We start from the raw sequence: 14,403 nt of genomic DNA, 5'->3' as shown, positions 1-14,403 counted from the left end.
GTTAGCAGCATACACATTAAATTCACATTGTTATTTCTCCGAAAAAACCACCGTTTTTCCCGTTACGGTATAGCGTATGGGCGATACCATACTCATCATCTTCAACACCTGCTCCAAAGGTTCATCGGGCAAGGTGCCATTGTATCGGAATGATTTTAAGTGATTGTCCACAAAAATGATCTGCACATTATAGCGACGTTCCAGTTTAACAGACAAATCACCGAGACTTTCCCGGTAAATCACCCATTCTTCATCTTTCCAAGAAACATTCGGTGCGGGGTCTATATGTTCTTGCTTAATAATATTCCGTGCGGGCTTTGACACCTGGCTCGTCCCGCCGACGGTCGATGCGGCAAAGGCTTCCTCGTCATCCGGCGAAACGTCGCGCTTGGCAACAATCAACTTTTGGTTGGGCAGAAGGGCAACTTCTTCGGGCAGATCCGACAACCCGCTCGTGTCTCTTACCAATACCTTACCCGAAATCAGCGTGGTCTCGACCTGGCCTTCCGACGAATACGCGCGCACATTGAACTCGGTACCTACTGCTTTGATCTGCACCGTACCGGAATGGACGATGAAGGGCATTTGCGACTTCTCGACGACAAAATAAGCTTCGCCATCGAGCCATATGTTGCGATGAGCCTCCCCAAAGTCTGTATTATAGCGTACAGTAGTACCTGCATTTACCGTGATGAGTGAACTGTCCGGCAAACGGATTTTCGAGCGGGACCCGTTGGGCACGATGATTTCCTGGTAGGAAACGGTTGCTTCGGTATAAATACCTACCTGGCCAACGTAATAAAAGGCGATACCCGTCAATAACGCAAAAATGACAACCGCTGCCGCCCATCGGTAAGATAAGGCGATTGATTTAGGCCTCACACGACTTGGCAGCGCATAGGAAGGCTCCGATATCGCTCTTTCGAAACGTTCAAATGCCGCCTCGCTATCGAATCGGACACGCTGATCAGCATTTGCAGCCAGCCAGATTTCTCGCAATTGATCAAATGCTCGCCGATTGGCTGCCGACAGGTCTACCCAGGCGGTTAGTTCCTGATATTCGACACGGGAAATCGTGCCGTTCAGGTATTTGACAGCGAGCAGTTCGATATGATTTGGGATATCCATAATAGATCTTACTTAATAATAGATGCAAAAATGAGGTTAGCGGGTGATGCGTAATTAAAAAAAGAAGGGAAACGTGGTGAACACGGCCATGATTGGGAGGTATTCTTTTAATGCATGGCGCAATCGGGACAAGGCTGTTTTCATTTGCGTTTTGACCGTGTTTTCCGAGACTTGCAATGCTTTCGCAATCTGAATATAACTCAGCTCTTCAACGCGGCTCAGGAGGAATACTTTTCGGCATTGCGGGGGTAATGCTTCAATGGCCTTATCGACGATGTTGGACAATTCCTTTTCAAAAAGTTGCCCTAACGGGTAATCGCTGCTCCAGGGAATGTGCGCTGCGACAAAGTCGTCGGTTAGGCTCTGCGTCTCCAGCTTCCGCTTACGGAGGTATTGCAAACAGGTATTCTGGGTCGACTTAATCAAGTAGTTTTTTACAGAGGTGGTGATCTGAAGCGACTCGCGCTTTTCCCACAACGCAAGGAATGTGTGGCTAACCATTTCCTCCGCTTGTATCTGATCGCGCGTGTATTCATAAGCGATCATGCAAAGCATGCTATAGTATGCTTTGTAGCACCGCTCAAAGTCTTCTACCCTTGACAATGATTCACAATCGGCCATACGCGTGTGTTCGGGCAAATCCGGAGTGGCGTTAAAAAACTTTTTCGGGGCGCGTTAGCGCCCCGATTTCTGCTATTCGTTTTATTTTGATTGCAACAAATCCCTGATTTCCGTAAGCAGTACCTCCTCCTTTGATGGTGCGGGCGGAGCCGCCGGAGCTGCTTCTTCCTTCCGTTTCATGGAATTGATCCCTTTGATGACGAGAAAAATACAGAATGCGATGATAATGAATTGAATGATCACATTGATGAAATTACCATACATAATAGCGACTTCGGCGATCTCATTGGCTTCGTCGGCGGGCTCAATGACATACTTCAACTCAGCGAAATCCATTCCGCCGGTGAGGTAACCGATAGGGGGCATGATTACATCATTGACCAAGGAGGTCACGATTTTGCCAAAGGCCCCGCCGATGACCACACCGACAGCAAGATCTACCACGCTGCCACGCATGGCGAACTCCTTGAATTCTTTCATAAATCCCATAAAACAATAAGGTTAATTTGTTAATAAAATATTTATCAACGTCTAAATTGGACATTTTCGTTGGCTAAACAAATTTTTTTCATCTGTTTCTACCCATTTGTTATTAAATTTAATCTAAAACACTGTTGCAATTATATTTTAACTTATATTTGCATTAATTGCGTGACTTACTTATGAAATAACCAACTGCTTGGATAGGGGGCATCTATGATAAACATTTAACAAATGACAGAGATATTGATAGCAGATGATCATGGAATCGTTAGGCTGGGCACGTCAATCGTGGTGAAAGAAGCATTGCCGCTTGCACGGGTTACCCAAGCTGAAGATTTCGACGAAATGATCAAGTTGTTGTCGGAAAAACCTTACGATCTTGTGCTTCTCGACATCAATATGCCGGGCGGGAACAATATCAAAATGGTTGAAAAAGTCCTACTTATCCAGCCAACCATAAAAATTTTGGTGTTTTCGTCGTATGATGAGACGCTTTATGCACTCCGTTACCTCCAGGCGGGTGCTGCGGGTTACCTGAACAAAAACACCTCGAAAGCGGACCTGAAAGAAGCCATCCTTTCTGTCATCCAACGGGGTAAATATATGAGTCCAGAAGTACGCGAGCTGTATTACAATACGCTGACCATGGGGAAATCCGTACTAAAGGCAGACAATCCGTTGAACCACCTTTCTAATCGGGAGGTCGATGTAGCAAAATACCTCGTGCAGGGATTGGGTATCATGGATGTATCGAAGGCGCTCAACCTCAGTACATCTACGGTGAGCACCTATAAAACGCGGATTTTCGAGAAGCTGCAGGTTGAAAACATCGCCGAACTGATCGAAAAATTCCGATTGCATTCGGGCGCTTGAGCCATTACAGCTGGTCGATCGTCGTGACCGAAATATTTCGCAGCGACGGCGGCGTAAGTGGCGAGCCGTGCAGGTATGTATAACCAAGATCTTCCTGAAGGTTCCAGACCATCGGTGCTAAAAACTGGACGGCCGCTTCATAACCTTGTATCGTTGCCGCAAGATTACCTGTATCTTTTGAATTTTTAGCCTCATTCTCGATCTCAAACGGCCCATTAAATCCCTTTTCCATAAGCCGATCAACGAATGCCCGCCAATCCATGCTATCCGAACCACCGAACCCGGGCAACATGGCCTCGTAATGGTGCCGATCCCAATCATTGGTAGGGATATCGACACCCGCTCTTTCGGCGAGCCCGGCATCTACACGTTGCATGGGGTACATACCGCCCCAATCCACACGTGCTTTCGTTTTAAGGTTACGGGTTGCCTTTACATGGATACGGTGCACTCGCGAGATGTCGGTCTGCGTGATTACATCCACCGGATCGGTATGTTGCCACACATCGTGGGATGGATCATATATCTCACCGTGTGCCCTACTGGGTATCATTTCATACATCAGTTTGCGTGCGGCAAGTACCCCTGGCAGGTTATTATATGTCGTGGTATAAGAGGCTGAACGCCAACCTTCCATCGGACAATTCTCATACAGTATGGTTACACCCAAGTCTTCGGCATACCGTAGAATGGGACCAAACACCCGCTTGTATTCCTCGAGGTTCTTTTGAAAGCCATCTGCCTGCACACCGAGCTCATGGTTGTACCCTACGAATGTTCCTACCTTCACGTTGTTGCCGTCGCCCCCCAACAGGTGGGCTATCCGTATGAGTTTAAGTAGGTGATTTTGGTTTTTTACGCGTTCTTCCGGGTCGCCACCTATCATATTCTCGAAAGCCCCCAGCGAGAGCCCCAGATTGGCCATATTGAAGCGATCGATCAGTATTTTTGCCATATCCGGCGTAAAATGGTCATAGTCCAAATGGGTAGCAGTGTGGTCCTGACGGGTTCCATCTCGCCGGAACACACACAGGTCGATGCCTTGTGCACCGATCCGCAACGTGGTGTCTATCAGTTCGGGCAACGCGAGCTTATCGAATGCAGAGCTCATCACCCAAATGGGGTTATTTCTTTTGTTAGCCATCATCTTCCGTTTGTTTGGAGCGATAATACGAAAAATAAGGGAGACCGTAAAGCGTTGATTACCTTAAAATGGCTACCGACCCCGACAACGGCTGTATCAATATATCGGAAGATAGGGTGTAATAGTATGTTCCCGTAGGCAATGGTGTGCCATTGTGCTGACCCTTCCATGGCATTGCGTATCCCCTTGACGAGAAAACCAACGTACCCCATCGGTTGAACACTTGCAAGTAAGCATTCGGATAGTTGGCCAGCCCTTTGATTTCCCACGCATCGTTGAAGCCGTCGTCATTGGGGGTAAAACTATTCGGTACAATGAGGTCATCCAGCACGGTAATGGTAACGCTTTCCATTTTTTCACAACCAAAAACATTACGGGCTGTCAGCGTGTATGTCGTTGTCTCCACGGGTGATGCGACCGGATACTGTGTGTTGTAATTATCCAAGCCGGGCTCATTGCTCCAATGGAATTGCGTGGCATTCGTTTGCGGCCGCAGCGTGGCGGTCTGCCCGGCGAGCATGATCACGTCCATCATCGGCTCGATGTATACCGTATCATGCACGGTAATGATTGCTTGGGACGATTGCTGGCACAGGACATCCGGTGGTGGTGAAAAAGTGATGGTGTGTGATCCAATACCTGCGACAGCCGGATAGAAAGTGCCATCGACCACACCCTTCCCGTGATACACGCCTGCCATACCGGCATTCCCATTGCTAATTTCGCCACCCGAAAGCAGCAGCGGACCATTATCCGCACACACCTCGGGCTGGGGCAACGTCAATGACGTACGTATTGTCTCCGGTACCTCCATTTGGAAAACATGGGTAATAAATGCCTCACCACAGCCGTTGATAGCCTGGCGGCATATGTAGAAGACACCTGGTCCGGACGCTTCAAATTCATACGTAACTGAGGTGGCTCCGGGTATCTCCGTGAGCCCTGTTTCGGTACGCAGTTGCCATTGATAAGTGAGGGAACCTACGCCGGTACCGACATACGGTGGCGGATCCAGCAAAACAGAACCGTCTACACATATCGGGGCTTTTACCACCACATCGGTGGTGTTGGGTTGAGGAACGAGCCTCGCAATGCGGATCGGCTCGGAGGAAATCCGGCACAGTGGTTTACCAAGATTATCTTCACTTGCTGCTGCCGTGAGCCTATACCATTGGTTGTGTGTGGGCATAACGGTCAGCTCTTCATTCCGCTCACCGGACATATCTATCCAATCGACCTCCTCTCCCGCGCGGGATTGCCACTGAAACGCCGGTTCTGCGGCATAGCTATCGTCGGCCGTGATGCTACCGCTTAGCGCGATAGGTTCGGTATCTCCATCGCAAAAGAACAGTGTATCCGCCTGCTTTAGCGTCTCATCCATAGCTAACGAAATCGGTGGCCCACAGGGCGTGAATTGAATATCATCGATGGCCAGGTCGTTGCCACAGCCACCGGGATTATCGTTGATGAGTACCAGATAAAACTCGGTCTGGTTACCGGTATCGAACTCGAAACCGTATTCCTGCCATCGTGGGGACGGAGTAGCGACGATATCCCGGGTAACATCATCAGTTGAATTCACTCGATTTCCATCCATATCCTCAATAACAAAGCGCACATTGGGCGGTATCGGGTTCCCGCCACACTCTTCCGCACGATTGGCATTCGCAATCCATGCGCTGAAACGGAAACGGGTGTTTTCACACAAATCCGACACGTGGATACGATAGAATTCGCCCGGATAATCATCGGCATTGAAAATCATCATCAGTCCACCCGCATCGCCAGTATGGTCTCGAAGGTTATGCCAGGAAGAAAGACCGTCATTGATATTGGACACCAGATTATACCAACCTTCACCTCGAGGAGATTGGCCCGGCGGAACGGCATCGTACGTGGTCTCCCCCCTTCCGATATCCGGATCATCAACCGTACCAAACGTAATATTAACAATCGGGTCGCCTGACGAGCCGCATTGGGCCAACACGGTATACGTCCCCGATACCGACAACACCAACGTAACCAATAGCATGGGGAATAACTGAAGAAGTGTTGCTCTCATCATCGTAAAATCGTTATCGTACCGCTCAACGGTTTTGGCAGTGCGTCGGAAGACAGGGTGTAATAGTACACGGCTGCCGGCAAACTCCGTCCGTTGGTGAACCCGGTCCAGGGTGTGGCGCTTCCTTTGAAGGTATGAACCACCACTCCCCAGCGGTTGAACACGTGGACAATCGTATTCGGATAGTCAGCTAACCCATCGATTACCCACGTATCGTTTACTCCGTCTCCGTTGGGTGTAAAGCTATTCGGTATGCGAAGCGGGGGGAGCACCCGAACCGTAACCGATGTGAAGTCGGTGCACCCCGCCTCATCACGAACGGTCAAATGGTACGTCGTGGTCGATTCGGGAGCAGCAAAAGGTGCCGGGTCCGTGTAGCTACTCAATCCGGGATATGCGCTATCCCATGTGAAGTGACTGCCATTGGTTTTTGGGATCAACCGGATACGTTGGCCGGCTAGCACCACGTGATCTACCATCGGTTCTACATAGACCGCTTCCCGCACCGTTATCATCGCCGTGGAGGGTACGGGACAAGCGACGCCGTTGGGCGGTGAATAGGTAATCGGGTGCTCTCCCACACCGGCCAGGGACGGATAAAAAACGCCATTCTCCACGCCCGGCCCGCTATAGACCCCGGCCTCACCCGAGGTTCCGAACGCTGCGGGGAAGCCTCCCGTTAACCGGACCTCGGGGCTGTTCAAGCAGAAGACGGCCGCGGGGAGGTCGAAAGAAGTTTCCGTTAAAGAGACGATTTCCAACTGGTAGGTATTGACCGGAAAACTGACGCCGCAGACATTCGTCGCCCGGCGTTGGAACCCGTAATTGCCGACTCCGCCGATTGGGGGAGCATACGAATCTGTGGCCCCATCGGCCAACATGCGCCAGTCACCGTTACGCCATTCGTACCATTGATAGGTCAGTGGTCCGCTGTCGGGCAGTTGGGCATCTTCGGGGCTAAGCAGCCGATTGTCACCTACACAAAGTTGCACGTGTTCGACCGCCGGCAGCGTCGTTGGCACCTCTGCAGGCGTTACGCGAAAGGCATCGGAAACCACACGGCATTTCTGGTTCCCGAGGCTTACCTCATTGGCGGCAACAGTAAGCCGATACGATGTGCCTTGCGCCGGGCTAACCGTCAGCGATGCCTGCCGCGCGTCCCGAATATCTCTCCACCCCTCTTCGACATCCTCCCGCTCCTGCCACTGGTATGCAGGTGTACCATAGCCTGCGCCCACCTGGCCTTGGAACGTCACCTCGTTCGCATCTTCACATAGGAATATCGTATTGTCTTGCGTTACCACTATGGAAGGCAGTAGCTGGAGTTCGGGGCCACATGGCCGGAATTGTATATCATCGATGGCCAGGTTGTTCCCGCAACCTCCGGGGCCAATGTTGCGCATAATCAATACCACGTCGGTATGGTCGCCTGTATTGAAAGAAAGACTGAAAGGTAGCCATTCGGCATTAGACCCGCTACGGATTTGGCCGGTTGGCTTACTGATTATCAACTCGCCGGTTGTTGTCCATATTTCAAATTGCACATTCGGATTCCATTGGGTATTATTTCCACCACAATTGAGGTTGGGCGGACTGGCATTAGCTATCCACGCACTGAATGTAAAATCGGTGTTTTGGCAAAGGCCGGATTGCGTTTCCGTATAGAATATGTCCGGTTCATAGTCTGCATTCACCAACAGCATTCCCCCACCGCGGTCGCCCGTGTGATCGGTAAACGAATGGAAAACCGAAGCACCGGCTGTATTTGCGTTTGCCGTAATGGTGTAGTGATTGGGCCGCATGAAAAAACCGTCATCCTGGTATAAATTATACGTAGTGACCTCATCGGCAAGCTGTGTGATGGGCGCTTCCGCACTACCAAAGGTAATGTGTATGATGGGATCGCCGAAGTTGGTACAGCCCTGCTGTCCAAACGCCCCTCCGGGTAGGCCCGCTACCAGCAGGGCACCGCCGATTACCAAGCGATTGTTGGGCATTTCGGTCCTTTTTGGTTGTTGAGATTAATGCCTAGGATGATTTCATGCGAGCCCAGTGAGTGCCGCCGAAGGTCGGAGTTGATGAAATCATACGCGTATGCGACGTTTAGGGTGGAGCTAACGAAAAAACCAGCCATGGCTGCAACTCCATCGCGATGCCGCCAGCTCAGTCCGGCCCAAAAAGCATCAGACACCTGTCCCTTCAGGTTGACATCGTAAGCTATGGGTGCGGGCTCGGCGAATTTAAGCATCAGGGATGGGGTGAGGTAGAAATCGCCAAACCGGAAACGATAACCCGCCGTTGCAAAATAGTGTCGCTCCATCGGCATGGTTAGCACATCTACAGACGACGATGCCAAACCATCTCCCAGCAGGTTCTGGGCCGATACGCCCACATACATATCATTGGTATACAACCACAGACCGGCACTGGCCGCGGGCGTAGCCTGCCTAAAATCATCCGTTCCATAAATAGGATCGTTAGGGTCTTCCAGCTGAACTTTGGAAAAATCGATCCGTCGGTAATTCACCCCCAGTCCTAGTCCAAACGACAGCCGATAGGCTTCATTGAGTGGTAGATGATAAGCCCCATTCAGCTCGGCAGTGGACAGCAGTATGGGCCCGGTCTGATCCACCAACACCTTGCCACCGATACCGACATTCCGCTTCCGGCCGTCGGACCTGCGCAACGGCATATTCAACGTGGCATATAACGTTTTGGGCGCATCGGCAATCCCTGTCCACTGTGACCGGGCCGATAACTTCAGGTCGGTATAATCTTCCAGTCCGGCCACGGCGGGGTTGAGGACGAAGTTATTCGCCATATACATGGTGTAATGGGGTTGTTGTTGGCCTACCGCTGCGGTGGGCAGGCCGGCCAAAAACAACAAGAGCACTTTTCCATAATTTATCACTGCATTGATCAATTGGAAGTGCTAATATACGCATTTAACGAAAAAAAGCCCTGAAATTCAGGGCTTTTTAGCTATTTGACAACGTCAAACAGTATGCTTATTTTGCATTCTTTGCGTCTTGAATTTCCAAGCGGATTGCTTGAGCCAGGTTCTTAACGTCTTGCAGGCCTTTTCTTACCCGAGTACCGGCTGCGTTGTTGCCTTTGTTGAAGAATTTGTCCGCATCCCCATCTAACCCTTCGATCAAACTCTTAAGCTCATTGAATTTTTGGATACTTGCCATAATAAATACTCCTTTTAGTTTTTAAATTAAATAAGTTAATAATCTACAGTGCGTTAAAAGTAGAATCTTTTTTTGGAAAAAAAAACTTTAAAACACCCAAAACAGGCTTTAAATGCACTTTTTTTTCCACAACCGCTGTTCCTAGGCGAGAACCTAGCAGCGCACAAACGATGCATTTACTTGACACACAGAATAATAACAAAAAAACTTTCGCAAGAAGCCCTCCTATTTATTCCGTGTTAGCGGTCTCATTATTTTTTCCTTTTTGCAGCGAAATTATTCGGATTGTAAAGAAACCACCTGTTTATAATCGCCAGCCTGTAGCTTTTCGCTAACAACGGTAAAGGCATCCAGCGTATATTCGACGTCCTCTTGGGTATGAACTGCCGTAGGGATAAGCCGCAATTCAATCAGGCCCTTGGGGATAACGGGGTATACCACTATCGAACAGAATATCCCATGTGTTTCACGCAAATCTCTGGTGAGTGCCGTCGCTTCGTGCAAATCACCCTTCAGGAATACCGGAGTTACCATCGTATCGGTAGCGCCGATATCGAATCCGCGCTCCTTCAATCCGAGTTGCAATGTCCGAGCAATAACCCAAAGCCGCTCGCGGAGGTTGGGGCTGTTCTTCAATAATTCAAATCGCTTCTTCAGTCCAATCACCATGGGCATGGGAAGTGATTTCGCGAAGGTTTGCGACCGCATATTGTACCGCAGGTAAGTAATCACCTCATCGGTGGAAGCTACGAATGCGCCAATCCCTGCCATCGATTTGGCGAACGTACCGAAATAAACATCGACATCCGATATGCAATCCTGGGCCTCGTGGGTACCCGCGCCTGTGGGGCCCATGGTCCCGAAACCATGCGCATCGTCTACCAACATCCGAAATGCATATTTGCTTTTCAGGGCTGCAATCTCTTTCAACTTGCCTTGGGCACCCGACATACCAAACACCCCTTCGGTAATCAATAATATGGAACCACCACTTATACGGGCCAACTTGGATGCCCGTATCAGTTGCCGCTCACAACTTTCGAGATCGTTATGCTGGTAAACAAAACGTTTTCCCATGTGCAGGCGTACGCCGTCTACTATACAGGCGTGTGATTCAGCGTCATAAACGATAATATCGTTGCGATCTACAAGGGCATCGATAATGGACACCATACCTTGGTAGCCATAATTGAGCAGGAATGCATCTTTCTTGCCCACATAACTAGCGAGGTCCTGTTCCAGTTCTTCATGGTGAATACTATTGCCCGACATCATCCGGGCACCCATGGGGTAAGCCATGCCGAAATCGGCGGCAGCTTGGGCATCCACCGCCCTCACCTCCGGATGATTGGCCAAGCCCAAGTAATTATTGAGACTCCATACCAAATGTTCCTTCCCGTTAAATAACATCCGGGGTGCTATTTCACCTTCTAGTTTCGGAAACGAAAAATAGCCATGCGACCACTCGTAATGCTGGCCTATCGGTCCTAGATTTTTCGCTATTTTATCAAATAAGTCCAATATCTATGTTGTATTATTAATGAGACAAAAATCGTTGCAAAGATAAACTTTAAATCAAAAGCTACCAATAAGACGGAATGGTGGCCCATACAAAAACTGCTTGGTCGGGTATCCCCACCAAGCAGTTCTTTCGTTTTGATATAAAAAAACCGAATAGGTCGAGATGCACTAATCTACATTATCGTGCAAAAACGAGTTATTGGGTCTGATTTCCGTGATGCCCTCTTCGGTCGACAGCGTAAATCTTGATACTTGCGACTCGGATGAGTGTGGTACATCGTCCAGCGCCATTTGTTTGCGCCGGTATGCGGGTTCCGTTTCCAACTCTTGTAAACCATTGGCAGATTTGAGTTTCATGCTCAATTCCTTCAGCCGTAGGATACGTTCCTTGGTTTTTAAAAGTTCTTTTTCCACGTGTTCGGGCGTCTTGTGCTCATCGGCCCCGCGACTTACCTCTCCTTTCACTCCATCTTCCCCTACAGCTGTATGGTCTTGTGCGGCAGGGTTGTTGCCGGCCGGCGTTACGTCGTGGGTTATTTCCTCACCAAAGGTTGTTGGCAGTTCAAAATGGAAAGCAGACGAAGTCGTTTTCACTTCGTAGCCATCGCTAGGGATATCGTCAGCTTCTGTTTCTTTCGGTTCGTCGCTTTCGGGAGCGAGTTTGTGGCGGATAATACCATCGCGATCGGGCGTATTATTACGCAGTTGCGGTTTGGATGAAGAAGCACTGAACAGGTCGGCCTGCTGTGCGGCAGAAGGCACGCCTCGTTGTTCGCCGACGGGCAAGGCGACCGGCTCCGGCGCATCGGCAGATGCGTTATCCGTTAACACAAACTGGTTAATCGGCTTTACATACGATGCCTTGGGTTCTTCGGGTGTGAGGGGAATTTCAACCCGTTCATTCTCTTTTTCCTTTATGCGTTCTTCCGAGGTCTGGAACCCTGTGGCGATAATGGTTACCGACAGCTCGTTTTCAAACCCTTCATTAATACAATTACCCCAGATCAAATCGGCTGACAAACCGGCCTTGTCTTGGATATAGTCGGTAATGATGGTTACTTCGTCCATGGTCACCTCCTGTTTCCCGGAAGTGATATTGAGCAAAATGTAACGTGCACCTTCAATCTCGTTGTCTTTAAGCAGCGGCGATGCCAATGCGCCTTCGACAGCGCGCAATGCACGGTCCTCACCCTCGGCAACATCGTTACCCATAATGGCGACGCCGCTATCGTTCATGACGGTCCGCACGTCTTTGAAGTCTACATTTACGTACCCCGGAATGGTGATGATCTCGGCAATCCCTTTCGCCGCGGTTGTTAAAATGTCATCGGCTTTTGCGAACGCAGCGGTCATGGTAAGGTTACCGAAGATATCACGTAAACGGTCGTTTGAAATAACCAGATAGGAGTCGACGTATTTCGTCAGTTCGCCCAATCCATCTTCGGCCTGCATACGGCGCCTTTTCCCTTCAAAAGCAAAGGGCGTGGTAACAATGGCTACCGTGAGGATACCGAGTTCTTTAGCCGCCTTTGCCAACACCGGACTGGCTCCCGTACCGGTGCCGCCCCCCATCCCCGCGGTTATAAACAACATCTTCGTATTGGAGCCCAGCATGCGTTTGATGTCTTCGATGCTCTCAATGGCCGAATTTTCGCCGACACTGGGATCGGCACCCGCTCCCATTCCCTCCGTTAGGCTAGCGCCCAATTGTACTTTATTGGGTATGGAACTTAACTCCAATGCCTGGGCATCTGTATTGCAAACGATGAAATCCACACCACTGATTCCTTGCTTATACATGTGGTTCACCGCATTTCCGCCACCTCCACCTACGCCAATTACCTTGATAATTGCCGACTGTTCCTTTAACATTTCAAATTTAAAAGACATATTTCAATCGTATTTTGCTCCAACAGAGCGTGATACAAAACTCTATTTCATTCAATATTCGTAGTGTAATAATAGCACTTTTTACACAATGGTTTTCCACAATTGTTAACAATGTGGAAAAAATAACGGTTGTTGAAAACTATCTCTTACCGAGGTAGGACGCATCGTCAATTTCATTTCCGTCTTTGATGATATCCTTAAACCAACCCAGTAATCCGGTTTTCTTGCTTTCGCGCTGCGCAATGTCTTTGATAGACATGCGATCGGCTTTATCTTCATCCATCTCCTCCTGTTCTTCTTCCGCTTGGATGCCTTTAATTAATAGACCGATGCCTGTGGCGTACAGGGGGCTCTTCAGTTCGTCATAGCTGGTTTTGGGCAATACTTCATTTTTGGCCAGATGCTCGTTCGGGAAACCGACGCGGCAATCGATGCCAGTGATGTATTCGACCAGTTGGACAAGGTGTTTCAACTGGGCGCCACCGCCGGTAATGACGATACCACCGATCAGCTTGTTTTCATAGCCCGACGATTTAATCTCGTAATAGACGTGCTCGATGATTTCCTCCATCCGTGCTTGAATAATATAAGCCAGATTCTTGACCGAAATTTCCTTCGCCTCGCGACCGCGTAGCCCAGGTACACTAATCACCTCGTTTTCCTTGTTCTCATCGGCCAGAGCCGATCCGAAACGGATTTTCAACAGTTCAGCTTGGTTGCGCAATACGGAGCATCCTTGTTTGATATCCTCGGTGACGATATTCCCGCCCAACGGAATCACAGCTGTGTGGCGGATAATGCTCTCATGGAATATAGCGACGTCGGTGGTACCGCCGCCGATATCGACCAGCACTACCCCGGCGTCTTTATCAGCTTCGTCAAGCACAGCTTCGGAAGAGGCCAGTGGCTCGAGGATCAGATCCTGCACCTCGAGTGAACCGTTATCGATGCATTTTTTGATATTCTTCACGGCACTCACAAGTCCAGAAATGATATGGAAGTTGGCTTCCATCCGACGCCCCGCCATACCGATGGGGTCTTTTATCCCCGGCTCATTGTCGATGGTAAACTCCTGGGGCAATACGTGGATGATCTCCTCGCCCGGAGGGAGTACCAGCTTATACATATCTTCGATAAGCCGCTCGATGTCCAGACGGTTAATCTCGCTGTCGTCCTTGCGCGTGAGAATACCCCGATGCTGGATACTCTTGATGTGCTGGCCGGCAATTCCGACATTGACAACTTTGATGTCTACGTTGGACTGGCCGGCAGCCTCTTCGACGGCCAGTTTGATACTGTTTACGGTCTTTTGGATATTGGCAACCACCCCACGGCTTACGCCAGATGATTCCGCTTTTCCAACACCGAGAATTTCAATTTTGTTCGTGCCACTCCGCCTGCCCACGGTGACGCATATTTTCGTCGTACCAATGTCAAGCCCCACGATGATTGGCGAGTCCTTTTCCGTTGTTACTTTTGCTTTCATA

Annotated in this window: 12 protein-coding genes; 1 reads left to right on the top strand and 11 read right to left on the bottom strand. The window is 49.6% G+C overall.

The features are described from left to right. Positions 1–30: 30 nt before the first annotated feature. The 3 genes from U9S71_RS13125 to mscL form a co-directional block, all read right to left on the bottom strand. Positions 31–1,128 (bottom strand): FecR family protein, encoded by a 1,098-nt coding sequence (locus U9S71_RS13125; RefSeq protein WP_326327961.1) that lies wholly within the window; start codon positions 1,126–1,128, stop codon positions 31–33. A 54-nt stretch (positions 1,129–1,182) separates the two neighbouring features. Then, positions 1,183–1,749 (bottom strand): RNA polymerase sigma-70 factor, encoded by a 567-nt coding sequence (locus tag U9S71_RS13120; RefSeq protein WP_326327998.1) that lies wholly within the window; start codon positions 1,747–1,749, stop codon positions 1,183–1,185. Positions 1,750–1,830: 81 nt separating this feature from the next. Then, positions 1,831–2,238, bottom strand: coding sequence for a large-conductance mechanosensitive channel protein MscL (gene mscL, locus U9S71_RS13115; RefSeq protein ID WP_326327960.1), 408 nt, complete (start codon positions 2,236–2,238; stop codon positions 1,831–1,833). Positions 2,239–2,463: 225 nt separating this feature from the next. Here mscL and U9S71_RS13110 point away from each other — a divergent pair, with 225 nt between their 5' ends. Further along, positions 2,464–3,105, top strand: a complete 642-nt coding sequence (locus U9S71_RS13110) for a response regulator transcription factor (RefSeq protein ID WP_326327959.1) — start codon at positions 2,464–2,466, stop codon at positions 3,103–3,105. Between the two features lie 4 nt (positions 3,106–3,109). Here the strand turns inward: U9S71_RS13110 and U9S71_RS13105 are convergent, their stop codons facing one another. The 8 genes from U9S71_RS13105 to ftsA all read right to left on the bottom strand — a co-directional run bounded on the left by U9S71_RS13105 (position 3,110) and on the right by ftsA (position 14,402). Beyond that, a complete protein-coding gene (locus U9S71_RS13105; protein ID WP_326327958.1) occupies positions 3,110–4,252 on the bottom strand; it encodes a sugar phosphate isomerase/epimerase family protein in 1,143 nt (380 codons plus the stop codon). 55 nt (positions 4,253–4,307) lie between these two features. Then, a complete protein-coding gene (locus U9S71_RS13100; protein WP_326327957.1) occupies positions 4,308–6,314 on the bottom strand; it encodes a T9SS type B sorting domain-containing protein in 2,007 nt (668 codons plus the stop codon). Continuing rightward, positions 6,311–8,308, bottom strand: coding sequence for a T9SS type B sorting domain-containing protein (locus U9S71_RS13095; RefSeq protein ID WP_326327956.1), 1,998 nt, complete (start codon positions 8,306–8,308; stop codon positions 6,311–6,313). The genes U9S71_RS13100 and U9S71_RS13095 overlap by 4 nt, the downstream gene beginning before the upstream one ends. Further along, entirely contained in the window at positions 8,287–9,222 is a 936-nt protein-coding gene (locus U9S71_RS13090) for a PorP/SprF family type IX secretion system membrane protein (RefSeq protein ID WP_326327955.1), read from the bottom strand. The genes U9S71_RS13095 and U9S71_RS13090 overlap by 22 nt, the downstream gene beginning before the upstream one ends. Before the next feature lie 97 nt (positions 9,223–9,319). After that, positions 9,320–9,505 (bottom strand): BF3379 family histone-like protein, encoded by a 186-nt coding sequence (locus tag U9S71_RS13085; protein WP_090629460.1) that lies wholly within the window; start codon positions 9,503–9,505, stop codon positions 9,320–9,322. 276 nt (positions 9,506–9,781) lie between these two features. Next, on the bottom strand, positions 9,782–11,026 hold the full coding sequence (locus U9S71_RS13080; protein ID WP_326327954.1) for an aminotransferase class I/II-fold pyridoxal phosphate-dependent enzyme: 1,245 nt from the start codon (positions 11,024–11,026) through the stop codon (positions 9,782–9,784). Positions 11,027–11,194: 168 nt separating this feature from the next. Beyond that, positions 11,195–12,916 (bottom strand): cell division protein FtsZ, encoded by a 1,722-nt coding sequence (gene ftsZ, locus U9S71_RS13075; protein ID WP_326327953.1) that lies wholly within the window; start codon positions 12,914–12,916, stop codon positions 11,195–11,197. A 139-nt stretch (positions 12,917–13,055) separates the two neighbouring features. Then, a complete protein-coding gene (ftsA, locus tag U9S71_RS13070) occupies positions 13,056–14,402 on the bottom strand; it encodes a cell division protein FtsA (RefSeq protein WP_326327952.1) in 1,347 nt (448 codons plus the stop codon). Position 14,403: the final 1 nt, after the last annotated feature.

The sequence above is a fragment of the Parapedobacter flavus genome, from assembly GCF_035818675.1.
GTDB lineage: Bacteria > Bacteroidota > Bacteroidia > Sphingobacteriales > Sphingobacteriaceae > Parapedobacter > Parapedobacter flavus.
The sequence above is the reverse complement of the archived record's forward strand: the minus strand, read 5'-3'. Positions and strand labels throughout refer to the sequence as shown.